The organism is Paenibacillus marinisediminis (genome assembly GCF_054343325.1).
Genome location: NZ_JBTGUH010000015.1, coordinates 26,822 through 52,531 on the forward strand (window position 1 = coordinate 26,822; position 25,710 = coordinate 52,531).

Below are 25,710 nucleotides of genomic sequence, written 5' to 3' on the forward strand. Positions count from 1 at the left end.
TTCTGATCTATTGCAGTAGAACACTATCGGAAATCATTTTTACAGCAAAAAAGCTCATTTCATCATATCCCGAATCGCCGGAACAACCGGTGTCAACAGGAAAGCCGACGAAATGAACTTATCGCCATCACACGATCTCACGATCATTGTGTGTAATGAGACTCTGAAATTTCGCTTAAAGCCGGACCCGCTTCATGGGACTGCGGCGTACGAATAGCCAGATCCCCAAGAGAAACAACACCGACTAAATGTCCATTATCAATGACCGGAAGTCTCCGAACCTGATGTTCAGCCATTACACCTGCCGCTTCTTCAGACGACATCTCTGGACTTACAGAGATCAGATGCTGTGTCATCACATCGGATAAACTTGCGGAATTTGGCTTCTTCTCCGCCACACCTCGAATGACGATGTCACGATCCGTAATAACGCCGATGACACGATTCTGATCAACAATCGGCACAAAGCCAATATCCTGTTCTTTCATCAATACCGCTGCTTCATATACGTTGTCTTGCAATGTTAATGTCTTACAAGAAGTAGTCATGACATCTTTCACTGTTGCCATATTAGCATCACTCCAATCTATTTCTAAAGTTCCCAGTTCATCACTGCTTCATGCAGCGACGGGAGGAGTGAGCTTATGTATTTATTTGCTAACGGGAACATTCAAATGGACGAGCGCGTCCATCGCCGTCGCGATCAACAATTGTCCTGCCTGAAGCATTGCATGCTCATCGATATCAAACATGGGATGGTGATGCGGATACTTGGCTTGCTGATCATTGCCAGCACCTACGAATGCAAAGCAGGCTGGCAGCTTTTCCGCATAATAGGCAAAGTCCTCAGCAGGCATGATCATTTCCGATTCCTCTATAGCATGCGATCCGAAGCTTTCAGTCGCCGCTTTCATCATGCGCTCAGCTTCAAGTTCATCATTTACCAGCGTTGGATATCCAATACGATATTCCAGCTCATATTCCGCATTATACATCGCACAGGTGTGTTTGATCATCTGCTCGATGCGCTCTTGTAGCAATGTTCTCACATGAGGCTGGAACGCACGAACCGTTCCTTTAATAATGGCGCGATCGGCTATCACATTCTGTGTTGACCCTGCTTGCAAAGTTCCTATAGATACAACGGCTGAATCAAGCGGCGAAACGTTGCGGCTGACGATAGTCTGGAACTGCTGCACGAGCGAAGCGCCGATTATGACTGCGTCGGTACATACATGCGGCATTCCTCCATGCCCGCCCTTGCCATATATCGTAAGGAAGAAGTCATCTACAGATGCCATAATCGGTCCCGGACGTGTCGCTATCGTGCCCGTTTGAATTGGAGTCCACAGGTGAATTCCATATACCGCCTGAACACCTTCCAGAGCATGTTCGCGTATCATCGCTTGCGCGCCGCCAGGACTGATTTCCTCAGCTGGTTGAAACAGCAAACGAATCTCACCGCGCCATTTATCTCGGTTATTCATCAACATTCGTGCAGCTCCCAGCAAGCCGGCTGTATGTCCATCATGACCGCAAGCATGCATCACACCGGGAACCGTTGAGCGATACTCACACGTCTTCTCATCTTGAATCGCCAGTGCATCAAAGTCTGCCCGCAATGCAACAGTCGGTCCTTCTCCCAAGGTAGAGCGAATAACGCCTACAACACCGTGTCCGCCCACATTGCGAGTAACCGGAATACCGAATTGTTCCAGCTTCTCTGCAATGAATCGTGCAGTGCGTTCCTCTTCATAGGAAACCTCAGGATGCATATGAAGATGTCGGCGCCACTCCACCATCTCGTCAAATTTCCATTCATCAGTTTGAAGCCACCATTTTACCATGACAACCTCCACGTCCTCTCCTCAGCCGTGATGAATACATGAAATAAATATATACCATATTGTAGCACATACCCTATCCGCATGGATTGTCCCTTTTTCGTCGCAAAAGATATGTTCCATTTCTTACCACAAAATGTGCCGATATCTTGCGCTGACAAAGGAAACATACTATCATGGAATGGAGATTGACTTGGCGTTAATAGAATAGGAGGAACTGGAACATGATCATTGAACATTCCGGCCTGAACGGACTCGTTTCCGATCTAGCTCATCTGGACGAAGTATCCGAGTCGCTCGGCTTCGTTCGCTGGCAATGGGAATATTACCGCGCTACATACGATTTGAAGCTCGAAGACAAACAAAACGGCGAAGACTACTACCTCCGCATCAACACCCGTGTGACAGAAGGCAAGCTTGAGGATGCAGATTCCATTCTTGCAATAGAGGCAGTATATATGGGAAGAGCATCATTCCCGCACGGCTTGGACTATGAATCTCCAATCCCACAATCCATCTTAAATACTGCAACGAAGAAGCTTGAAGAACTCAAGCATGCGCTGGTTGCTTAAGGGGATTCATTGAAACGTACATCTTATAAATCCATGCAAGGGAATACCCCGACACCGCCGACCAAAGGTAAACCAGACTTTCAACTACTCGTGTTGACTCTGCTGCTTGTGGGCTTCGGGATTGTCATGGTGTTCAGTGCAAGTTCCAGTATTGCTGCCGTTTCTGCTGATTACAATCATGATGCTTTTTACTTCGTCAAACGCCAGGGAATGTATGCCGTACTGGGCTTTATTGCGATGCTGGTCGCAATGAATATTCCTTATCGTCTCTATAAGAAACTGTTTATTCCGATATTTATCGTCACTTTAATCCTACTTATCTTAGTACTAATAATCGGGGTTGAACGAAACGGGGCGCGCAGTTGGTTTAATTTCGGTCCTGTCAGCTTACAGCCAGCAGAGTTAGCCAAGATCTCTGTCGTGCTATATCTTGCAGCGCTCATCTCGAAGAAAGGCGAGAAGTTCCGCGATTTCAAGAAAGGCTTGTTCCCTGTCATGATCATCGTCGGTATCGTTGTCGGACTTATCCTTCTGCAGCCGGACTTAGGTTCTGCTATAATCTTAACGATGACTGCTGGAATTATCGTCATCGCTGGCGGTGCCAACCTGAAGCATATCTTTAACTGTCTATTGGTCGGATTGCTAGGTGTCGTTATTGTACTGGGCATCAGCTTATTGATTTCACCAGATAATCCGTTTGACAGTTATCGATTCGATCGCATTACAACGTGGATCGATCCGTTTCAAGACGAACAGAACTCCAGCTACAACTTGATGCAGTCACTGAAGGCGATTGCTCACGGCGGATGGACTGGAGCTGGATTCGGACAAGGCATTCAGAAGCTCTTCTACCTCCCTTATCCGTATAACGACTTTATCTTTGCCGTTATTGCGGAAGAACTGGGATTCATCGGAACGACGATATTCCTGCTTGTCTATGCTTATTTCATCTGGCGCGGATTGCTTATCGCGCTGAGATGCCCAGATATTTTCGGTACTCTCATCGGTGTAGGTGTCATCGGGAATATCGCAGTGCAAGCCTTTATCAATATTGGTGGTGTTACCCGTACGATTCCATTAACAGGAGTCACGCTGCCGTTCATCAGCTATGGTGGTACATCCCTGCTCATAACGATGGCAAGCATCGGCATCCTGCTCAACATTTCTCGAGAGTGCTATCGAGTAGACCAACCAAAGACAATTCGAAGTGAAGCGATAACTACGCTAGAACGCAAAAAAGACTACCGGCCTTTACGGCCTATGTAGTCTTTTTTTCTTTATACAGCAATTGTATTCGTATTATTCCTCGTCCTTGAACGCAACGCCTTCTACTTTAACGTTGATCTCGACCACGTTCAAGCCTGTCATATTCTGAACAGCTTCACGTACATTCAGCTGCAATTGTCGGCAAACTTCATGAATCGGCATACCATACATTATGATTACTCGCAAATCAATAGCAGCCTCAACCTGACCTACTTCAACCGATACACCCTTTTGCACGTTCTTACCGCTCAAACGTTTAGCCCAACCCTCTGACAAACCTCCGGACATTGCAGCTACCCCAGGTGTCTCAAGAGCAGCCAGCCCTGCGATCGTCGCAACGACATCATTCGATATCCGAATCGTTCCATCTTCATTCAACAGTTGTTCTTCTGGCATTGTCATCTTCCTCTCTATCCGTTTGATATTATTGTAACGTTCAGCCAACATGAAATCAAACGAACAAGCTCATATGTACTCAAATAAACATGTCTAACACTCTCATTCTTGTGACTGATCATGGTGTAAAAAGGGACTCCCCTAAGCCAAATGACTTCTAGAGCAGTCCCTTGTTTATTATTTGTGACGAGACTTATCTAACGCTTCGTATAACGAAGCCAAGTTCCGTTCCAGCATACTGACTAGCTGCTTGCCTACATTTTCTTCAACAAGCCCTGCCTTAACTGCAAAGTCTACTTGCCGTGAGAAACCATACATCTGAGTATCCAACACTTCCTCATAGAGAGGGCAATAACGTGTCGCCAGGTTCTCCATCTGAACCTGGATCAGTTTCTCTATCTGATGCGCTTCTTCTTCTAGCAAGAATAACGCCTTGTCATTCAATTGTTGCAACACATTCGACGAAGTCATGCCTAATATCCCCCCTATGACCCGAAGTCACATTTGTTCTACTATCATATTAGACGATTACGACTTTGAACACAAGACACGCACACCAAAAAAGCCGAGAACGATTCTCGTTCATCGGCTTTCTGGCTGCTTGGGTACATATGTACTATTCGCTGACGATCGTAACTTTCAACCCATGCTTCTCAAATACAGACGCCATTCCTTCTCTTGCCTCTTCAGCATCCGCACCATGCACATGGAGCTCATAGGAATGATTATCAACTAGCGTTGTAAACAATCCCAAGATGCTCTTAACATCGATGTATTTGTTGTCTGCTTGAAGAACAATCGAGGAACGGTATTGATTTGCTTTCTGGGAAATTTCAACAATTGCAGCATTGTCTGCCATCGTAATCCCTCCAACTAATATTTAGATAAGTATACACTTACTCATAACCATCATACCTTGAACCTATTCGAACACGCAACATGATTTGGGTTGGAAATCGATTACTTTAGTTGTTCTGGGTTCAAGCATTCTAGTTCCGGTATGACGAACAATCCATCTTTACGAATCAAAACATCGTCAAAGTAAATTTCGCCGCCGCCATACTCAGGACGCTGGATAAGCACTAGATCCCAATGAATAGACGAACGATTGCCGTTGTCAGCTATCTCATAAGCTTGTCCAGGTGTAAAGTGGATGCTGCCTGCGATCTTCTCATCGAATAGAGTATCCTTCATTGGGTGCAGAATATACGGATTCACACCGATTGCAAACTCTCCAATGTAACGCGCCCCCTCGTCCGCATCGAGAATTTCATTCAAGCGATCCGTATCATTGCTCGTCGCTTCAACAATCTTGCCATTCTCAAAGCGGAAAGAGATATTCTCAAATGTTGTGCCGCCGTGCAAAGTCGGAGTGTTGTAGGTGATTGTTCCGTTGACTGAATCTCGAACAGGTGCCGTATAGACCTCTCCGTCAGGAATGTTGAGTTCTCCAGCGCATTTGATCGCATTAATCCCTTTGATCGAGAAGCTAAGGTCTGTACCAGGAGCTACGAGCCGTACGCGATCAGTCTTCTCCATAAGCGTCTTGAGCGAATCCATTGCCTTATCCATCTTCGAGTAATCAAGATTACATACATCGAAATAGAAATTTTCAAACGCTTCTGTAGAAGTGTTGGCCAATTGAGCCATGGAGGAATTCGGGTAACGAAGCACAACCCACTTCGTGCGTTTCACACGTTCTTCCATATGTACAGGATGTGAGTAGATGCTGTCGTACAATCTCATCTTATCCGAAGGTACGTCTGAGAGCTCACTAGCATTTTCGCCTGCACGGATACCGATGTATGCATCCATGCGCTGCATGCGAAGCAGATCGAACTCTTTCCATTGTTCCATTTGCTCCTTCGTTGCATTCATCAACAGGGAACGGAGCACCGAGCGATCCGTTAGCTGTACATAAGGACGACCGCCAGCCTTGCCGATCTCATCAATAAGGCAGCGAACTAGCTCACGCTCTGAGCCGATCATCTCCACCAGTACATTTTCACCTGTCTGCACTTTAACAGAATAATTGACCAGATTATGTGCCAATTGTTCAATTCTTGGATCCTTCATACAACTTCCTCCTCAATCGTCTGTAAATAAGAAGTCAGAACAAGACATGCTGTCGCTGACTATACGGAATATGATGCCATATGATGCCGAGCACCCTTAATTGTACCACGAGCCGCATTTGAAGTCAGCGATATTGTCTATATGCTGCTGCCAGAATTGAAGCGATTGATTCAATGACCAACGGTCAATCTAGTATTCCACCATATGCTTGCTCTGTATACCGATATTGTCATTAGTGACACGAAAGAAAAGGACTGCCCCATTAGCTCTTCGCTAACGAGACAGCCCCGCTAATATTCATAATCAGGAACGAATCCGAATTCGGTTGCGTCCATTGTCCTTCGCTTCATACATCGCCATATCCGCGCGGTAAAATAACGATTCTACACTTATCTTATCATCCTGCCAATTCCATTCTGAGATACCGCACGATACCGTAACGCCTGGATCTGTTTCATTCAGAACGCGGTTGCGAATACGCTCTGCTACTTTCATTGTCTGCGCCACATTCAACTGCGGCAAGTACACGGCGAATTCTTCCCCGCCCCAACGTGCCGCAATATCCGCCTCGCGGATCGAGGTGCGGATGATCTCAGCGACCTGCTTCAATATCTTATCGCCGATCTGGTGTCCATATACATCATTAATTTGCTTGAACAAGTCGATGTCGACCACAATAAGCGATCCGCAAAAATCATTGTTCAATTGACGGTTAATCTGCTTGTCTAAGTAATGACGAGCATATAAGCCCGTTACCTGATCCTTGTTCGCAAGATGCTTTACACGCGCATGCAGCTTCGCATTCGCGATCGCAAGTCCTAAGTGAGTTGCCAGCATCTGCAGTAGCTTATAATTATCATAGGAGAAAAAGTGAGGACGCTTGTCCGCTACGACTACAATCCCTACCATCTCTCCGCCTCCAAACAATGGAACAGCAATAATGGAACGAAGCTGAATCTGCTCAAAGAAGTGAACTCTTTCTTGAGACTGCTCCTTCGTGTCCGAGATAATGATCGGCTCGCGCAATGAGCGCATATATCCGAATAGGCCGCTGTTTCCAGGAAGCTTCACTCCATTGTATTCGGCGCGGTTCGACGACACGACTTCAAACTTGTCCTCATTCGCATCCAACTGCAGCAGCATGCAGAAGTCTGCACGGAATACACGTATTAACTCTTGGGTCGCGTCATGAAACACATCCCGCAAGCGCAAGCTTTGGTTGATACGCTTGGTCAGATCATTTATAAAGCGCAGTTCTTGTATGACGGCATTCGCCTGTTCATGCAATCGCGCATTCTCGAACGCAGTGCCTGCGGTTTCTACGATTAATTGAACCATCTGCATATCAGATGGATCCGGATTCTTGTCAGAGGAGAATGTCAGCTTAAGCACACCATAAGATCCCTGCTTGCCAGTCAAAGCTAGTACAACTTCAAGGTACTGATCTTTACGCTGCAAATAACAAGCCTCCCCGTTCATGAAAGCTTGCATGACAAGCGGATCACTCTCTGAGTTAAAGGTTAACTCTTTAACATGGGGATTCTCGCTGTGATGGTCTTGAGATAGGAACACTTCAACTTGAACATCTGGCAGCAGCATTAGGATTCCGTTCACGATCTGCGACAGGACGGAGTCCACCTCAATATGATCATGAAGATGCCGAACAACATCCAGCAGCACCTGTCTCCGCTTCGCTTCAATGTCAACGGCAAGCGCAGCGTTTCGTGCCTCATCCGATACCATTAGGTCATATTCTCTATAGAAATGAGTTCGCAATTGCATTGCCCAGCCTTCAATCAACAGCACTCCGTCTTTTGCAAGTTCGGATGCTACTCGATATACAAGTACGCCAATGCAAATGTTTGCTGATCTCGTCATCATTGGAATCGCGACTAATACTTTATCTAGTTCAAGAGCGATAGTTGCAGAGGTGTGCTCAGAGATAGCTTGGGCTATTAACTTCTGCAAGCAGTCAGACTCTACTGATTCCAGCTGAGCCTCCTCTCCCTCTATGCTCACACCGGCATAGTCATACAGGAATGGCGTGCCAAGCAAAGCCCGAACTGACTTTGGAATTTCTATAAGCCATTGAATGTAAGCCGTTTGCAGCAGCTGCTTCACCCAGGGCAAATCATTCACCAAAACATCCGGTCTCATCCGAGACTGCCCTGGAGGCATGCTCTGGTCGCCCTGTACATGCTCGAGATGCTCACAATTGGCTATCCTATTGTTAATTGACTTAGGTGAGAGTTGCCGGTCAGTCATCCTGTTCTCCTTCATACCGAAATTTTCTACTTCTATCATACATGATTTCTTAAGCAAAAGGTACTCTATTGACAGAAGTTCACAACTTTTTTTGGGTCTTTAGAACTATGTCGAATAACTACTAATAGTTCCGTCACTCGGTGCCGATATTTGTAGTACTATGCTGTTTTAGGTTCGGAATCTATAAAATGATGGAAATCTATTTTACTCCTAAACTGAAACTTGACACGGCACCTTGTTGTCTTATAAAATTGTATGATGTATATGGGGAATAACTGTTGTGTCACCCTTACGGATCTCACCACAATCGCGACAGCGGCTGAACTTTCGCGATTGAGCTCACAGAATTGAGCATAGAGTGAATTCGGCGCAAACTGACCCTCATCTAATCCCATTATGATATACGAAGGAGTCAATTATATTATGGCACGTTACACAGGTCCTAAGTTTAAATTAAGCCGCCGTCTGGGCGTATCCTTGAGCGGTACTGGCAAAGAATTGAAACGCGCATATCCACCAGGACAACATGGTCCTAACCAACGCAAAAAGTTGAGCGGCTATGGCGTTCAATTGCAAGAGAAGCAAAAGCTTCGTCACATGTACGGTTTGAGCGAGAAGCAATTCCGCAACTTGTTCGATCGCGCATTGAAGATGCAAGGTATCGCTGGTGAGAACTTCATGTTCTTGCTCGAGAGCCGTTTGGACAACCTCGTTTACCGTCTTGGCTTCGCTAACTCCCGTGCAGGCGCACGTCAGTTGGTTTCCCATGGTCACGTAACTGTAAACGGCAAGAAAGTCGACATCGCTTCCTACTTGGTAAGCACTGGCGACGTTATCGGCTTGCGTGAGAGAAGCCGCAGCATGAAGTCGATCAAAGAAGCTATCGAAGGTCGTCATCACCTGCCAGCTTACGTTGAGTACAACGAAGCAGCTATGGAAGGTAAGTTCATCCGTCTTCCTGAGCGCGCTGAATTGTCTCAAGACATCGACGAGAAGCAAATCGTCGAGTTCTACAGCCGCTAATATTCGGACAAAGAGAAACCGCTGAACCCCTTCGGGATTCAGCGGTTTTTTTGTGCTTATATATTCGCACATAATCGCAATTAGAAGCTATTTGCTACGTTATACCAGCTTAATTCTCGCGAACTTGCTTCTTCCAACTTGGACGATATCACCGTCTTGGAGCTCAAGCGCTCTATCCATTTTTCCTAAACTAATTTGCCAAATTTATTCAATATAGCGCCAAAGGATATAGAACAAATTGATAGAAGATGCGTCTATACATTCAAGTACAATACTACTTTTTTATGATATAATGGAAAGCGCTGCAATCATTAAGGAGGATAAGATGCATGGCTGAAGAGAAAGTGACGGATCCTACCCCTAAACCGGCACGGCCCAAGCGCTCCGTTGGACGTGTCATATGGACAGCTACGAAATGGTTCATGCTGTTCGTACTGCTCTGCGGTTTCATGGCAGGCGGGGTTGTGACCGGATATGTGACCTCTCTTGTAAAAGACGATGAAGTGCGAAGTGAAGAATTCATAAAGCAAAAAGTTTCAGAGAATGCAATAACAGGCTATGTATATTTTAGCGACGGAACACTAATTGGACAATTGCGAACAGATGAAGATCGCACTCCAGTCACTTATGATCAGATTCCCCCGCTTGTCATTGATGCATTGGTGGCTACGGAAGACAACCGATTTTTCGAACACAATGGTATCGATATAAAGGGATTATCCCGTGCTGTACTACAAAAAGTATTGAATACTCCTACACAGACGGGCGGCAGTACGCTTACACAGCAGTTGGCGCGTCAAGTATTTCTGAGCTTAGATAAGACGGACAGCCGCAAAGCGAAGGAGATCTTCCTCTCATTGCGGATCGAGCGAATCCTATCGAAACAAGAAATCATAACCGCATACCTGAACAAGATGCATTTTGGCAATGGTTCGAATGGATATAACGTATACGGCATTAAAGCTGCAGCCAAAGGTATATTCGATATCGACATTAGCAAAGAGAAAGATAAGCTTAATGTCGCGCAAGCCGCTTATTTAGCCGGGCTTCCGCAGGCGCCATCCACCTACTCTGCTTTCACCAGTAAAGGTGAATACAATGAGAAGGGAATTGAGAAGGCGATCGAGCGTCAGAAGCGCGTACTAAAGTATATGCTGGAAGAAAATAAGATTACGCAGCAGCAATACGAAGAGGCATTAGCCTTTGACATTAAGGGTTCCATGGCTAAACCAAAAGAAAAAGCCTATTCTACATATCCTTATCTCATGATGGAAGCAGAGCGTGCGGCAGCCGAGGTCATGGTGCTGCAGAAGAACCCGCAGCTCACGAAGGAAGATCTTCGCAAAGCAGAGAACGCGGATCTCATGGAACAAGCTCGAGTAGAACTGCTTCGCGGCGGCTACCGCATCTATACGACGATCGACAAGACGATCTATGACTCGATGCGCGAGATTGCGGAGAACCCGGAGAACTTCTCTCCTGACAGTGAAACGAAAGGCATGGAGCAAGTAGCCGGTATTATGCTTGATAATAAGACAGGCGCAATCCTCGGGATGATCGAAGGGCGCGATTTCTATAAAGAGCAGATGAACTTGGCTACTCAGATGACACGTCAGCCTGGTTCAACGATGAAGCCGGTCGCGGCCTACTTGCCTGCGATCGATAGCGGTGCGATTCAACCAGCTTCGATCATAGACGATGCGCCAATCGTGCTGAAGGACTCTAACAAGGGTTTCCATATCCCAGGCAACGCTAATATGCGTTATCAAGGCTTAGTAACAGCGAGGGACGCGTTGAATCAATCCCTTAACCTGCCTGCTATTAAGGTGTTCATTGATAAGGTTACGATTAAAGGCGCATGGGAGTTTGTCGAGAAGCTAGGTATTACGACGATTCAGCCAGACGACTATTATTCGCAAACCGGAGTTATTGGCGGTCTTACAGTCGGAGTAACGGTTGAAGAATTGACTAATGCATACAGCGCGATTGCGAATCAAGGCAAGTTTACCGATGCCTACTTCGTATCGAAGATATTGGACTCAAACGCGAAGGAAGTATATCTGCACAAGGTTGAACCGCAGCAAGTCGTATCGCAGCAGAGCGCATATCTCATGACGGATATGCTGAAGACGGTAATCACGGATCCTCGTGGAACAGGTCGAAAGATTCAATCTGAGTTTGATGGCTTTGGCGAGATTGAAGTTGCCGGTAAGACCGGTTCAACTCAGAATTATGCTGATACTTGGTTCGTTGGCTATACACCTGATGTTACATTGGGCATGTGGGTCGGATACGATGAGCAGAAGCATGTGTTGAACAAGAGCGCATACTCGCGTGCGCGAGAAATATGGTCCAAAGTCATGAATGAAACGCTCAAGGTGAAGCCGGAATTGCTCTCAACGAAGAAGTTTGAGCGTCCTGACGGGATCGTGCGCATGACGGTCTCTGGTTACAGCGGCAAGCTGCCGAATGATCTGACACGTCAATCGAATAAACTAGTGACCGACATCTTTAACCGCAAGTACATTCCTACTGAAGAAGAGGATGCTCTTGTGAAAGCGAAGTATGTAACGTATGAAAATGTGAACTATGTACCAAACCCTGCTACACCGGAAGATATGGTGCGTGAAAAGGTCATGGTGAAGCGGGAGAAGCCGATTCAAGACCTTGTAGAAGAACTGAAGACTGCGCTTAACAAGCTGTCATCCAGCAGCAAGCGCCGCTCCATTGAAAGCTATCTACCGGAAGACGCGGGAAATGATGCACCGTCCAAGGAGGATCCGCGAGCCGATGACGGCAGCGCTCCTAGCGCTCCCGGATCTGTTGTCGTAGAACCCGTCAACGACTCTACGGTTCGTGTTAAATTTGAAGCCAGTCCTGAGAAAGATATCGTCGGTTACCGTCTATATCGGTCATTGAACGGCGGACCACACCAGCTTCAAGGTTCAGCTCTAGTAGGTGAAGAGCTGCGTTTCCTCAACTACGCATCTGCATCGAACAGTTATAGCTATTATGTAACTGCTGTTGACGTAGTTGGCAAAGAGTCAGCCCCTTCCGCACACGCAGCATGGGGTGCTGCCAGCACGACACCAGAAACGCCTGGCGGCGAGGTCACCGATCCTGGCGATACAGATCCGGGTGAAGGAGAAACACCTGGCGAACCTGGCGACCCAGTGGACCCGACAGATCCTTCTGAGCCGGAGGAAGAAACTCCTCCGACTACATCAGTGGACAAAGTACCTGATGCGCCTAACCAAGTAAGATCCAGTGTAACGGATCTCGGAGTGAAACTTACGTGGAAGGCATCCAACCATAAAACGGAGTCTTATAATGTGTACTACAGCTCGAAGCGGGACGGCAACTATGAACGAATTGGTTCCAGCCCAACACCGGAGTTCGAGATCATTACGTTGAAGCCGGAAGGCTTCTACTACGTCACAGCAGTAAATGCTGTCGGTGAATCCAAGCCATCACGCCAAGTGCAGGTTGGCGAATAGATTAACAAGCAGGGCCGTCTCATCGAGACGGCCCTGTTATAATATAAAGCTACATGAGCATATCCTGTCGTTGAAGCAACCGCTGCAGGTGCATCGTTAAGAAGCCTACCTCTTCCATCGGAACCGGCTTCTGCAGTCCATCTGCAATCTTATTAGCGAGAATGATCGCGCAAGCAAATACATCTTCGTATTCCTCGCGGATCTGGGCAAGCAGCTGATTGCTTAACGTTCGCCCCGCCTTGACTCGATCTATCAGTCCCTTTAAGTGGCTAATGAAATGTACCGTTGACAGCGATTCGTCGAATCGAATCCCCGCTCGTTTCCCTTCCTCCAGCACTTGGGAGATCAGCTTGACTTCTGCCATAGGCTTCCCTGCTTTCTCATTACGCCTTGCACCGTGAAAGTGCATAGCTAGAAACGAGACCTCGTCCTGCGGAAGCTTAACATCAAGCTGTTCGTTCAAATAATCCACTGCTCGTTCAGCAACACGATACTCTTCTCGGTACAGATGCTGAATCTCAAACATAAACGGATTGCTAATATGAATGCCGCGTTTCGTACGTTCGATAGCCAGATTGATATGATCCACCAACGCTGAGTGAATCGTCTCAGAGAACGCGCCCTCGAGATGTCCTTGCGCGAATGCGATGACTTCTTCTACGACTCCGATAATATGAAAATCAACAGCCTGCAAGATGTGCTCATAATGCTCAATCACGGCTGACGTTTGCAGCAGAAACTCTTGATTGATCTGGTTCTCGGCAATGATCATGCCCGGCTTATTATGAAAACCGATACCTTTACCGAACACAATCGAGTTCTTGCCCGTAGACAGCTTGGTCATGACGACGTTATGAGACAGCACATACACGATCTTTCGTTCAATCATGTTGCTCCCTCCGTCAAGGGTAGTCTCATCATAACCACTCCTTACTCCATAACTACAGAACAATCTTATGCCTGTCGAGCAGTCTGTGCTGTAAGCATCTGTTCAATCTTATCTCGCAGTTCATCCGAATCGGTACCCATTATAATATGAATATGATGACTCGATATTCTCATAAGTCCGTATGCCCCGATCTGCATGAGCGCCGCTTCGTTAATCAATTTGTCATTTCGAATATGAAGCCGAAGTCTCGTTATACACGCATCAACGTCCACGATGTTCGTTATACCTCCGACATGAACCAACAGCTGATCCAGTATGCTGCCGGAAGTCCTTGCTGCATTCGGTGAAATGACTGCAGAAGGCAGCGGTTCCAGCTCTTCTCGCCCAGGAGTCTGGAGGTTAAAGAGGCGAATACAAAGCATTGCCGTTCCGTAATACAGAGCAAAATAACATAGACCAAGCAGCAGCAGTATCCATTGGTTCTGACCATTCTGCCATGTGATGATGAGATCAATGAATCCAGCAGAGAAGCCGAAGCCTGCACGCATATGAAGCAGTGAGGTGATGATCATCGATAAGCCTGTATATAGCGCATGTATTCCGTACAGCAATGGTACAGTCAGCATAAAGGCAAACTCCAGAGGCTCCGTTATACCTGTTAAGAAACTGGTGAGCGCCGCAGTCAGCATCACGGAAGCAATGCGCTTTCGATTCTGTGAATGAGCTGCATGCACGAACGCAAGGGCATAGCCTTGGAGCCCGAACATCATCACAGGAAAGAATCCCGTCATATACATGCCTGCAGTTGGGTCGCCCGCATAATAGCGCCACAAATCGCCATTGACAACATTTCCGTTCGCGGCAGCATATTCACCAAGCTGAAACCAAGCGATATGGTTTAGAATATGATGCAGACCTGTGGGGATCAACATTCGATTAATGAAGCCATATATCCCCGCTCCCCACGCTCCTTGCTGTGTCATCCATATGCCAAATTCCTTAATGTAAGACTGAATCCCAGGCCACACCGCTCCGACGGCGAGACCAACGATAACCATCACGAGTGAAGTTGCAATGGGCACAAATCGTTTGCCGCCGAAGAAGCCAAGCGCGTCAGGCAGCTTGATCTGATGGAATCGCTTGTACATGATCGTCGTAATGGCGCCGCACAGCATCCCTCCCAGCACTCCGGTATCCAGCTTGGCTGCTGCACTCGCTTCAAAGAAGGTGATCACATCACTGAATACAAAGTACCCTACCGCTGCGGCCAATGCCGCAATTCCGCTTCCGCCTGTTAAGCCAATCGCGATTCCGATCGCGAAGAAGATCGGCAGATGGTTGAATATAGCATTGCCCCCCAGCTTGCATACGCTCACAATCGCGGCGAGCCAAGGAGTATCAACCTGCATGTCTCCGATACGCACCAGAATCGAGGCAGCTGGCAGAACGGCAATCGGGACCATCAATGAGCGCCCCATCTGTTGAACGTACACGAATACCCTTCGTTTTGCTGCCACTCGCTTCATCATTCCTTCTTATTTAACTGCTCCAGCCATCATTCCGCTCGTAATTTGACGTTGATAGAATAAATAGATGATCAATACAGGTATAATCGAGATGAGCAAACCCGCAAACAATGCGCCCCACTCTGTTCGATATTGCATCTCTTCCATCATGACGGCGATTCCTACGGGGAGTGTATATTTCTCAGGATTGCTCACGATTACCGTTCCGAGAACATATTCATTCCATATATTCAATACGTTCATCATGCCAACTGAGATAAGCCCGGGCTTTGCCAAAGGCAGCATGATCCGAAAAAACACCCCGTAATGCGAGCTGCCATCAATTGACGCTGCTTCATCTAATTCTTTCGGCATGGATCTGAAAAATCCTACCAGTACGAACACACCAAACGGCAAATTAGCTGCACTATATACGAGGATGAGTCCGAACAGCGTATTGTTCACCCCAAGATCAGTGAGCAAGAAGAACAATGGAATTAAGCCCAGAATGATCGGAATCATCATGCTTGTAAGGTACAAGTTATACAGAGCCTGACTGCCGCGGAAAGGGAATCTTGCAATGATATAGGAGGTAGATGAAGCTAACAGCAATGCAAGCACAGTACTGATCGCCGTAACGATTAATGAATTCATAAAATACGTACCCAGATTGTAGTTAGTCCATACGTTGACGAAGTTCCCCCATTGCAGAGGAAATTCCGGCAAGCTCCAAGGAGATTGAAGTATAAACTGCTGATTCGTCTTTAATGCCCCCATAACCGACCACAATAGCGGGTAAATCACGCACACCGTCCATACCGCCATGATTACATATATCAGAATACGAATGATTGGATTGCTGCGCTTATGTTGAACCGAATTGTACATCGTAATTGCCCCCTTATGGCGTCAGCCAGACATCTCGATCGAATCCCGCTTCATTAAGCGCTGCAAGGCTAGTGTCGTAATGAGAGACAGTGTCAGTATTAACGCCCCAATAGCTGATGCATATCCGAAGTGAAACTGTCTGAAGCCCATTTGATATAAATAAGAGCCAAGTACCTGTGTCGCATTATCCGGCCCCCCCTTGGTCATAATCCACACAATCACGAAGGAACCGTTCAATGTCGTCATGACAACCCATAGAATGGATACCTTCACCTGCTCCCATATGAGGGGAAGCGTGATTCGCCAGAACTGCTGGCGTTCTGACGCCCCGTCTAGGCTGGCTGCTTCATACAGATCCCTCGGAATCGTTAGAATCGCCGCAATAGTCAGCACCATGACGAAGCCGATCCCTGCCCAGATGGATGGCGGCAGCAGTGACCACATAGCTGTATCCACATTACCCAACCATGGAGTTTGCACCTTCTCTCTCGTAAACAGTGACAGGAATTGATTCAAGAAGCCGATGCTCGGATTGTAAATATAGCTCCATAGAACTCCTATCACAACCACCGACAATATATTTGGAATGAAGAAGACAGACCGGAAAAAGCCGGTTCCGCGCAATCGGAACCGAGTCAGCACGACCGCAAAGAATACGCCTAGACCGACAATGCCTATGACTTTCCAGAACACGAGGAAGTAGTCATTTAGAATAGCTGTACCGATAATGGGATCCTTGACCAGCTCCTTGTAATTGTCCAAGCCGATTAAGTTATGCGTCTCCGATCCGCCTGACCAATCGGTGAAGCTGTAGTACAAGCCATGAAATATCGGATAAATCATAAATAAGCAAAAGAACAGCAGCGTAGGTACGGTGAACACGAACATAAACACTTTCCGCTTCGTCTTCCATTTTAACCCGCCTGCCCGCAGAGCTTGGTCTATAGATGAATTTCTCGTAGTCGGAGCATCGTTCATGCTCAATCCCTCCTTATCGAAAAATAGATATGCGCCGCACCGACCGCATCAAGCTTAAGCGTGCTACAGTATACGGCGCACATCTCCAAATATGATCACTTCTTATTCTGCTTGAGAGCGCAACTTATTCCCTTTCAGTCGCCTATTATTTCCGATATTTCGCAGCTGCTTCTTCCATACGGTTCATCCAATCATCCGGCGTTATCTTGCCGATCATCAAAGCAAGGGTAGAATCTTGCTTCACCTTGTCTACATCTGCATTCAGCTCTACGAAAGGAGCAACAATAGTCTGATCGGAACTATATACTTTCATTGCCGTCTTAACAAGGCTGCTCGCTTTCGAATTCTCCAGATCCACCTTCAGGTTGCTCAAAGCGCCTGTCTCTTCAGCCCAAGCGATCGCGGACTCCTTCTGGAACAGGAACTCCAGGAATGCTTTTGCCGCTTCAGGGTTCTTCGCTTTCTTCGAGATGCCTACCGTTGCGGTAAATGGAATGGCGACAGACTTACCACCCGGCGCTTGTGTGATAGATGGCAGGAATGAGAATTGGAAGTCCGCGGGAACATCCTTCTTCATCTCATTTTCAAGCCACAGGCCGTTAGGAATGAATGCATTCTTATGCTGCAGGAACAGCATCTGCGAGTCTGTGTGATTGATTGCAGCAGAAGCGGGATCTACTATGCCGGAATCCCGAATCGCTACCATCTGATCCAACGCCTTCTTCACCGCATCGCTCTTGAAGACGCCTTCCTTCAGCGCTGACATATCCTTCAATATGGACGTGTCATTGTTGTTGTTCACGACAAATGCGGAGTCAAGAATTCCCCCATGGAAGTAATAAGGGTACATGCCCGTATAAATCAGAGGCGCTGTGACCTTGCCTGAGTCCTTGATCGTCTTGGACACACTCATGAAGCCTTCGAAGTCTGCAGGTGCTTTCCAGCTGTTATCATCGAAGAACTTCTGGTCATAGAACACGCCCCAAGAGCCAAATACGAAAGGAATAGTATAGATCTTGCCGCTATAGTCGATTGGCTTCAAGTAGAGTTCATCAAGGATTAAGTTGCCGTCAGCATTTTTCGCCTGCTTGATATAATCCGTAAGATCCATCAATTGGTCGTCAAGAACCATCTGGGTTGCATTAGACCCTGCTCCGTCAATGTATACGAAGTCAGGCGTATCCCCTTGAATCCATCGCGGCTTCGTCTGCTCATTAATCTTCGGACCTGCCGTTTCCTTGATCTTCAAGTCAGGATATTTCTTTTGGAATGCTGCTAGAATGCGCTTCCAACCTGCGTCACCATATCCGCCAACAAAGTATTGAATCTCGAATTCCCCAGATGTTCCACTCTTTTTCTTCTCACCGCAACCAGCTGCCAACGTCACAAGCAGTGCGCTAATCAACAGCAGCACTACCGTTCTGCTCCACTTTTTCTGTGGCTTGTTCATTCCATTACCCCTCTCATGAGCGTATTTATTCGTAAGGAAACGCTGCGAACGGCAAAAAGGGCATACGTTAAGAAGCAGTCGGATTCCGACATAACTTCCATAACGGATGCCCTTTCGGTAACATGTTATGTTTGCTAGCGATGTAATTGTCCACTCGTTCAGCAATTTCGCTTTACTAACTGGGATATTATACCATTCTGTTACATTTGTCAACGGTGACCAAGTATTAGTCTTCGATCGTCGACAAGTCGCCTGTCGGCAGATTCAATTCCCAAGCCTTCAACACACGTCGCATAATCTTGCCGGAGCGCGTCTTCGGAAGCTTATCCTTGAACTCAATTTCGCGTGGAGCAGCATGAGCGGACAAGCCTACCTTCACGAACTTCGCGATGTCAGCCTTCAGTTCATCTGATGGACTGAAGCCTTCACGGAGCGAGATGAACGCTTTAATAATTTCTCCGCGCACCGGATCTGGCTTGCCGATAACGCCTGCTTCAGCAATTGCAGGATGCTCGATCAGTTTACTCTCGACTTCGAACGGACCTACACGCTCGCCAGCTGTGTTAATGACATCGTCGACGCGGCCTTGGAACCAGAAATACCCATCTTCATCCATATAGGCGGAATCGCCGGAAACATACCAGCCTTCCCATTGGAAGTACTCCTGGTACTTGGACGGGTTGTTCCAGATCTTGCGCATCATCGATGGCCAAGGCGTGCTAATCGCTAAGTTCCCCATGCGGTACGGCGGCAGCTCGTTGCCTTGATTATCAAGGATTGCAGCCTGAACGCCAGGGAGCGGACGCCCCATAGAGCCTGGCTTGATCGGCATGCTAGGATAATTGCAGATCAATTGACCGCCCGTTTCGGTCATCCACCATGTATCATGAATGCGTTGATTATATACTTTCAATCCCCAACGAACGACTTCCGGGTTTAACGGCTCACCAACGGAAAGAACATGACGCAATGAGGATAAATCATAATTCGCAATGACGTCATCTCCCGCTCCCATTAGCATCCGGAACGCGGTTGGAGCGCTGTACCATACCGTTACTTTATACTTTTGAATCGTGTTATACCAATCCTGCGGGCTGAAGCGACCGCCGCGTACGACGTTCGTTGCGCCGTTCAACCACGGTGCGAAGATACCGTATGAAGTTCCGGTTACCCAGCCTGGATCCGCTGTACACCAGTAAATATCGTTCTCTTGAAGGTCAAGCACGATCTTACCTGTGTAGTAGTGCTGTATCATAGCATTCTGCACATGAAAGACACCTTTTGGCTTGCCGGTTGAACCGGACGTATAGTGAATAATCAAGCCGTCTTCGCGCTCCATCCACTCTATTTCCGTCTCTTCCTCAGCAGCCAGCATCTCAGCATGATAATCGATCATGCCTTCACCCTGTCCAACATCATCACCTACGAGGATGATATGCTTGAGCTCAGGCAACAGATCACGGTTTACGCGATGAACGAGAGCTGGTGACGTAATAATCGCAACCGCTGAGCTGTCCTCAAGTCGATCCTTTACCGCTGTCTCCATGAATGCTTCAAATAATGGACCTACAACCGCTCCTACCTTCAATACCCCGAGCAAGCTGAAATAGAGTTCCGGTGAACGCGGCAAAAAGATAAATACCCGCTCTCCCTTGCTAATGCCGTGCTTGCGAAGGACATTTGCGAATTGATTGGACTTGCGGCTAATGTCCGCGAATGTATAAGACTCATCGCGCGTCGCATCGCTGTACAACAGCGCTACCTTGTCGCCGCGGCCTTCCGCGACATGACGATCGATCGCTTCATAGGCCATGTTGACTTTGCCCGTCTCATACCAAGTAAAATGCTTCTCAATGTTGCTCCAGTCAAAATTAGCCCGCGCTTCTTCATAGCTTGGTAAATTGGAATTTGTGACGGTCGCCGCCACAATTTCTCCTTGAACGTTACTCATTCGGGTTCATCCTCCTGTTTCTGTACATCTTCATGACATAAATACTGGTATATAACCGCTTACATTAAACCGATGTCTAAGGACGATGATGTTATTCATGATGTCAAGGGGAAATGTTTGAAAATTTTAAAACATATTCATTATATCACACCTATAATGTCCCGCCTATAATTTTCCTTTTCAATTGTTCCTTTTTTTGTTATAACCGAATTGAAGCCTAAAAGGAGTTGTCGCCCATGGAACATCATAAATGTTACAACGCCGAGATTATCCCCTATCAGGACAATGTGGTTATCATTGAAGGTCCAGTAAAACCGGAGACGCTGCGCGCGCTTGAGATGCATCCTGATCTTCGTGCATTTCGCAGGCCTAATGAACAGAAAGAAGCATTGACCGAGATCGCTGAACTGCCTGAGGGGCGCATCATCATTGCGCGATTCGGTCAGATGATTGTGGGATATGTGACCTTCCATTACCCAGACGAGCTTGAACGTTGGTCTGAAGCCAAGATGAACGATCTGATCGAGCTTGGCGCCATTGAGGTCGCCAAAGATTTCCGCTCGCTCGGACTTGGGAAGAAGATGATTCGTCTTGCCTTCTCAGAAGAGCAGATGGAGAACTACATCGTATTTACAACAGAGTATTACTGGCATTGGGACTTGGAAGGTACAGGCTTATCTGTGTGGGATTATCGTAAAATGATGGAGCGGTTAATGAAATCAGTAGATATGATATGGTATGCGACGGATGACCCTGAAATCTGTTCGCATCCTGCCAACTGCTTAATGGTGCGCATCGGCAAGAACGTGCCCCTCTCATCCAAGGAGCAATTTGACCGAGCACGCTTCCAGCAGCGGTTCATGTACTAAAATGTACAGGGGAGGAAGCAGTTCATGAACAGTCACACAGGAGCGGTCTACGTGTTCCATCCTGACGCGCTGAAATATCGCTTTAATGCGGAACACCCATTTGATCAGACGCGATTAATGATGACTCACGATTTGTTGAACCGGATTGGAGCTTTACAGCCGGAGAAACATCTAGTCCCAGCGTCAGCCTCATTGGAAGCGCTTCAGCTGATTCACCGTTCCGATTATATTGAAGCGGTCCAGCAGTTGAGCAAGCCGCTCCCTGATCCAGACTGGATCGTGCGAGCCGATGTTTACGGACTTCATACCGAAGATACACCTTACTTCGAAGGCATGCATACTGCCGCGGCCGCTATCGTTGGCGGAACAGTCGCTGCATGCGAGTCTGTTATGTCGGGACGAGCAGAACACGCTTTGCATCTGGGCGGCGGCCTGCATCACGCTTTTCCCGATAAAGGCGCAGGATTCTGCGTGTATAATGATGCAGCAATAGCCATTGAGGTAGTCAGGCAGAAGTATCAGGCCAGAGTCTTATACATCGATACAGACGTGCATCATGGTGACGGTGTGCAGTGGTCATTTTACACCGACTCGAACGTCTTGACTTATTCCATCCATGAGACAGGCAAATACTTATTTCCTGGAACAGGCTTCGTGCATGAGCGCGGGGTTGGCGAAGGCTTTGGAGCTTGTGTGAACGTTCCGCTCGAGCCCTATACAGAGGATGAATCTTGGCTTGAGACATTTGCAGCGACGATTGAGCAAGTTGCCCGCACCTTCAAGCCTGATCTTATCGTCAGCCAGCACGGCTGTGATGCGCACGCCTTTGACCCATTATCCCACATGCATTGCAGCATGAAAATATACCTGGAGATGCCTAAGATCATTCATCAATTAGCACATACCTACTGCGATGGGAAATGGGTTGCGTTAGGTGGCGGCGGCTATGACATATGGCGAGTCGTTCCGCGTGCATGGAGTTTGCTATGGCTGGAAATGAGCGATCATCCGCTCGCCCAGCAGCTTGCAGTTGATCCGTTGAAGCCTATAGACGAGGAGTGGGTCCAGACTTGGCAGACTCATTCGCCTGTTTTGGTGCCGACGACATGGCTGGATCCTGTAGAAATGTGGGAGCCGATGCCTAGGCGCGAAATTATTCGTCATAATAACGCAAAAGTGAAAGAGCTCGCACTAGAATATATGCGATAATCAATAAGAGCTGTTGGCCTCCCCTATAAGCAATAGGAGACCACAGCTCTTTTAAATGGATTACATCTCTTTAAGCATATGTTCCACAATTCGGAACGAATTCTCAGACGCCTTCACCGTGAACTCCGCGAAGTTGACATGAGCGGAACCATCCGCTTTATCTGACATCGAACGTATGATAACGAACGGTACAGCGTTCACCATACAAACCTGCGCCACTGCCGCGCCTTCCATTTCTGTGCATGCTCCTTGGAAAGTCTCATGGAGCTCGCGAACCTTATCGCGACTCGCAATAAACTGATCCCCAGACAGCACAATACCGAGCTTATACGAGTCCGGCACCAATTGCTGGCACACACGTTCTGCTAATGACACTAACCCTTCATCCGCCATAAAAGTAGAGTTCGCCTGATACGGAATCTCACCTAGCTTGAAGCCAAGCGCAGTCACATCCATATCGTGCTGAATGCAGCCGGTGGAGATGACGATATTGCCGATATCCAAGTCAGGTGCCACTGCGCCTGCAACGCCCGTAAATAGGACGCGCTCAACATGAAAACGATCAATCAACACCTGTGTTGTAATCGCCGCATTCACTTTGCCCACACCTGATTTGCATATAACGACTTGATGGCCGCTCATTTTCCCAGTGTAATATCGATTGCCCGCTTGTACGTCTTCTTTCACCGTGTCTAACTGCTGCAGCAGCAATGCAATTTCTTCATCCATCGCTCCGATAATACCTATAATCATTCTTCATAACCTCCATAGACACGATCTAAAAATATGGCTGGATATTCTCTCAGACGTGCAAAAGGCCCCGTATCACGGGGCCTCACACCGCAGTGCTACTTATTCGTTCACACTGCTTACCGATAGACGCAAGATCGTCTCATGCGGCAGCGTAACCTGAGCATGCTCCACATGTTCTTTCTTCATCAGCTTCGTCAATAGACGCATCGCTACCGCGCCGATGTCGTACATCGGTTGAGCAACTGTAGTCAACTGAGGGCGAACCATAGATGCCATACGGACATTATCCACACTGATGACCGAGAAGTCTTCAGGTACATTAGAACCAGCATCTTGGATACAGTGAATAGCGCCTATCGCCATTTCATCTGTTGCAGAGAAGATTGCCGTAGGCTTCTTTTTTAATCCAAGGAAATATTTCATCGCTTCGATTCCGGATTCATACCGGTAGTTGCCGATTCGAACCAAATCTTCCTTGTATTCGATTCCCGCTCCTTCAAGCGCTTTCTTATAACCTTGGAAACGAGCGTAACCGTTAGCAGGATCCTGCAACGTGCCGCTGATCATCGCGATATCGCGATGTCCATGACGAATCAGCGTATTGACTGCGTCAAATGCCGCCGCTTCATGGTCGATATCGACAGACGGGATAGAGCCATTATCATCCTTCGTCGCACAGAGTACAATCGGCACAGATGATGTGCGGAATGCCTGTATATGATCTTCAGTTACAACACCGCCCATAAACAGCAATCCATCAACTTGCTTCTCAAGCAAAGTGTTGATAACCCGAATTTCCTTTTCCTTCTTCTTATCCGCATTACACAAAATAATATTGTAGTGGTACATATTCGCAATATCTTCAATACCACGAGCAATTTCAGCGAAGATAGAATTAGAAATATCCGGAATAACAACTCCTACTGTAGTTGTTTTCTTACTAGCAAGTCCACGGGCAACCGCATTCGGGCGATAACCTAAACGCTCAATCGCTTCATACACTTTCTTGCGAGTTTGAGGCTTTACGTTTGGGTTGTTGTTTACAACCCGGGAAACAGTCGCCATCGAGACTCCTGCTTCTCTCGCTACATCATAAATAGTTACCGTCACGATACTTCTCTCCAATATGCAAAGTATTTAGTTCGTTATTAAAACTTATCATTTATGATACGCTATTTTCAGAAAATCCGCAACGATACGTCCTGTTTTCCACGAAAATTGTCACAGATTAGCACAGTTCCGACAGTACAGGCTCCAATCGATCATAACGAATAGCGTAATGAGATTGATTCCAGAGCACTTTATTATCCTGCAGCACTATAACTTGCGGTGATTCATGCTTTACATCAGCCAGCTTCGCACATGCAAGCGATACATCACGGTTCTCGACTACATAGATCAGACCGAAATTTATACCGCGATCTTGAAAATCTTCCTCGATCTTCTTCATCTCTTCATTTGCTGCGGAACTTATAGGACAGCGAGTGCTATGTTTAAACAGCACGAGTGGTTTCCCTACCGATTGCTGGATCATCTCAAGCAATGCCTCTTCCGATTGAATCGCGATCATGGATCTGCCTCCTCATGTATAGAATAGCACTCGGCAATCCCGACAATGATTGTCCGTTAATATGCACACTATCCTATTTTAACCCTATTCTGGTTAGTTCTAAAACAACTAACTTGTCTTAATCTGCGTTCAACATCCTCCATCCAGGTCATATCTCCCCATGTCTGGGCCAGCAAATATACGTCAAGCAATTGATTTACACGTTCTTGAGCTATTTTCTCGAATGAAATAGAGAGGTCTCCGCCTTCATGCTCAAGACATTCCTTATATACACTCGCTAATTCCTGCTGCTCATCGAACATGACTTTAACGCGTTTAGACGGCGCATGTTCATTCATCTGCTGCATGATGTCTATGACATCCTGTTTGATCTCAGACACGAGCTCGGAATGCTCGCAGCTTAGGCAAGTATATACAGGAACATGCATAATCATAAGCTTCCTCGCATATACAATTGTGCGTAGTGTTACATCCATTTCTTGTCCACACTGGCATCGTTTATTCAATTTCATTCACCCCTAGATTATATTTATAAATGTATGTGTATAAGTGAATATTAATTTCTTCTCTATAACGCAAGATAATAACCTATATTTCTGCTTCGATTGTCATTCTCCTGCTTAGATCGAACTTGTATTTATTTACACTAATAGAAACGCATCTCCATATGGCAATGATTTATATCACTAATCAGAGCTTGAAATTATTA

Annotated in this window: 23 protein-coding genes; 6 read left to right on the forward strand and 17 right to left on the reverse strand. The window is 46.9% G+C overall.

Annotated elements, in window-relative coordinates; all coding sequences use genetic code 11:
* Positions 1 to 143: 143 nt before the first annotated feature.
* On the reverse strand, positions 144 to 569 hold the full coding sequence (locus tag ACXX53_RS21030) for a CBS domain-containing protein (protein WP_458570647.1): 426 nt from the start codon (positions 567 to 569) through the stop codon (positions 144 to 146).
* An 81-nt stretch (positions 570 to 650) separates the two neighbouring features.
* On the reverse strand, positions 651 to 1,847 hold the full coding sequence (locus ACXX53_RS21035; protein WP_458570648.1) for an amidohydrolase: 1,197 nt from the start codon (positions 1,845 to 1,847) through the stop codon (positions 651 to 653).
* Between the two features lie 221 nt (positions 1,848 to 2,068).
* Here ACXX53_RS21035 and ACXX53_RS21040 point away from each other — a divergent pair, with 221 nt between their 5' ends.
* Both ACXX53_RS21040 and ftsW read left to right on the forward strand, forming a co-directional pair.
* Positions 2,069 to 2,416 carry a YugN family protein gene (locus ACXX53_RS21040; RefSeq protein WP_458570649.1) on the forward strand — a complete coding sequence of 116 codons (348 nt, stop codon included), beginning with the start codon at positions 2,069 to 2,071 and terminating at the stop codon, positions 2,414 to 2,416.
* Between the two features lie 33 nt (positions 2,417 to 2,449).
* On the forward strand, positions 2,450 to 3,682 hold the full coding sequence (gene ftsW / locus ACXX53_RS21045; RefSeq protein WP_458570650.1) for a putative lipid II flippase FtsW: 1,233 nt from the start codon (positions 2,450 to 2,452) through the stop codon (positions 3,680 to 3,682).
* 33 nt (positions 3,683 to 3,715) lie between these two features.
* Here the strand turns inward: ftsW and ACXX53_RS21050 are convergent, their stop codons facing one another.
* The 5 genes from ACXX53_RS21050 to ACXX53_RS21070 form a co-directional block, all read right to left on the reverse strand.
* Positions 3,716 to 4,078 (reverse strand): Asp23/Gls24 family envelope stress response protein, encoded by a 363-nt coding sequence (locus ACXX53_RS21050; RefSeq protein ID WP_458570651.1) that lies wholly within the window; start codon positions 4,076 to 4,078, stop codon positions 3,716 to 3,718.
* 177 nt (positions 4,079 to 4,255) lie between these two features.
* Positions 4,256 to 4,549 carry a DUF1507 family protein gene (locus ACXX53_RS21055; protein WP_458570652.1) on the reverse strand — a complete coding sequence of 98 codons (294 nt, stop codon included), beginning with the start codon at positions 4,547 to 4,549 and terminating at the stop codon, positions 4,256 to 4,258.
* 145 nt (positions 4,550 to 4,694) lie between these two features.
* The gene (locus ACXX53_RS21060; protein WP_458570653.1) at positions 4,695 to 4,937 is read right to left on the reverse strand and encodes an HPr family phosphocarrier protein; all 243 of its coding nucleotides are present in this window, start codon (positions 4,935 to 4,937) and stop codon (positions 4,695 to 4,697) included.
* 101 nt (positions 4,938 to 5,038) lie between these two features.
* Positions 5,039 to 6,154 (reverse strand): aminopeptidase, encoded by a 1,116-nt coding sequence (locus tag ACXX53_RS21065; RefSeq protein WP_458570654.1) that lies wholly within the window; start codon positions 6,152 to 6,154, stop codon positions 5,039 to 5,041.
* Between the two features lie 303 nt (positions 6,155 to 6,457).
* Positions 6,458 to 8,311 (reverse strand): diguanylate cyclase, encoded by a 1,854-nt coding sequence (locus ACXX53_RS21070; protein WP_458570655.1) that lies wholly within the window; start codon positions 8,309 to 8,311, stop codon positions 6,458 to 6,460.
* Between the two features lie 531 nt (positions 8,312 to 8,842).
* Between ACXX53_RS21070 and rpsD the strand changes: the two genes are divergently transcribed.
* Together rpsD and ACXX53_RS21080 are read left to right on the forward strand one after the other, a co-directional pair.
* Positions 8,843 to 9,442: a 30S ribosomal protein S4 gene (gene rpsD / locus ACXX53_RS21075; RefSeq protein ID WP_458570656.1), complete on the forward strand. Its 600-nt coding sequence runs from the start codon at positions 8,843 to 8,845 to the stop codon at positions 9,440 to 9,442.
* 329 nt (positions 9,443 to 9,771) lie between these two features.
* A complete protein-coding gene (locus tag ACXX53_RS21080; RefSeq protein ID WP_458570657.1) occupies positions 9,772 to 12,939 on the forward strand; it encodes a transglycosylase domain-containing protein in 3,168 nt (1,055 codons plus the stop codon).
* Between the two features lie 49 nt (positions 12,940 to 12,988).
* Here ACXX53_RS21080 and ACXX53_RS21085 read toward each other — a convergent pair whose 3' ends face one another.
* From ACXX53_RS21085 to acsA, 6 genes are all read right to left on the reverse strand, one after another.
* Positions 12,989 to 13,828 (reverse strand): PRD domain-containing protein, encoded by an 840-nt coding sequence (locus ACXX53_RS21085; RefSeq protein ID WP_458570658.1) that lies wholly within the window; start codon positions 13,826 to 13,828, stop codon positions 12,989 to 12,991.
* A 65-nt stretch (positions 13,829 to 13,893) separates the two neighbouring features.
* Positions 13,894 to 15,357, reverse strand: coding sequence for a PTS transporter subunit EIIC (locus ACXX53_RS21090; protein WP_458570659.1), 1,464 nt, complete (start codon positions 15,355 to 15,357; stop codon positions 13,894 to 13,896).
* Between the two features lie 6 nt (positions 15,358 to 15,363).
* Positions 15,364 to 16,221, reverse strand: coding sequence for a carbohydrate ABC transporter permease (locus ACXX53_RS21095; protein ID WP_458570660.1), 858 nt, complete (start codon positions 16,219 to 16,221; stop codon positions 15,364 to 15,366).
* A 21-nt stretch (positions 16,222 to 16,242) separates the two neighbouring features.
* Positions 16,243 to 17,199, reverse strand: a complete 957-nt coding sequence (locus ACXX53_RS21100) for a carbohydrate ABC transporter permease (RefSeq protein ID WP_458570661.1) — start codon at positions 17,197 to 17,199, stop codon at positions 16,243 to 16,245.
* Between the two features lie 145 nt (positions 17,200 to 17,344).
* On the reverse strand, positions 17,345 to 18,649 hold the full coding sequence (locus ACXX53_RS21105; RefSeq protein WP_458570662.1) for an extracellular solute-binding protein: 1,305 nt from the start codon (positions 18,647 to 18,649) through the stop codon (positions 17,345 to 17,347).
* A gap of 226 nt (positions 18,650 to 18,875) precedes the next feature.
* Positions 18,876 to 20,600: an acetate--CoA ligase gene (acsA, locus tag ACXX53_RS21110; RefSeq protein ID WP_458570663.1), complete on the reverse strand. Its 1,725-nt coding sequence runs from the start codon at positions 20,598 to 20,600 to the stop codon at positions 18,876 to 18,878.
* A 236-nt stretch (positions 20,601 to 20,836) separates the two neighbouring features.
* Here acsA and ACXX53_RS21115 point away from each other — a divergent pair, with 236 nt between their 5' ends.
* Both ACXX53_RS21115 and ACXX53_RS21120 read left to right on the forward strand, forming a co-directional pair.
* Positions 20,837 to 21,469, forward strand: a complete 633-nt coding sequence (locus ACXX53_RS21115) for a GNAT family N-acetyltransferase (protein ID WP_458570664.1) — start codon at positions 20,837 to 20,839, stop codon at positions 21,467 to 21,469.
* 24 nt (positions 21,470 to 21,493) lie between these two features.
* Positions 21,494 to 22,678: an acetoin utilization protein AcuC gene (locus ACXX53_RS21120; protein WP_458570665.1), complete on the forward strand. Its 1,185-nt coding sequence runs from the start codon at positions 21,494 to 21,496 to the stop codon at positions 22,676 to 22,678.
* 60 nt (positions 22,679 to 22,738) lie between these two features.
* Here the strand turns inward: ACXX53_RS21120 and ACXX53_RS21125 are convergent, their stop codons facing one another.
* The 4 genes from ACXX53_RS21125 to ACXX53_RS21140 all read right to left on the reverse strand — a co-directional run bounded on the left by ACXX53_RS21125 (position 22,739) and on the right by ACXX53_RS21140 (position 25,507).
* Entirely contained in the window at positions 22,739 to 23,431 is a 693-nt protein-coding gene (locus ACXX53_RS21125; RefSeq protein ID WP_458570666.1) for a 5'-methylthioadenosine/adenosylhomocysteine nucleosidase, read from the reverse strand.
* A 99-nt stretch (positions 23,432 to 23,530) separates the two neighbouring features.
* Positions 23,531 to 24,541: a catabolite control protein A gene (gene ccpA / locus ACXX53_RS21130; protein WP_458570667.1), complete on the reverse strand. Its 1,011-nt coding sequence runs from the start codon at positions 24,539 to 24,541 to the stop codon at positions 23,531 to 23,533.
* 118 nt (positions 24,542 to 24,659) lie between these two features.
* The gene (ytxJ, locus tag ACXX53_RS21135; protein WP_458570668.1) at positions 24,660 to 25,001 is read right to left on the reverse strand and encodes a bacillithiol system redox-active protein YtxJ; all 342 of its coding nucleotides are present in this window, start codon (positions 24,999 to 25,001) and stop codon (positions 24,660 to 24,662) included.
* Between the two features lie 68 nt (positions 25,002 to 25,069).
* On the reverse strand, positions 25,070 to 25,507 hold the full coding sequence (locus ACXX53_RS21140) for a hypothetical protein (RefSeq protein ID WP_458570669.1): 438 nt from the start codon (positions 25,505 to 25,507) through the stop codon (positions 25,070 to 25,072).
* Between the last annotated feature and the right edge of the window lie 203 nt (positions 25,508 to 25,710).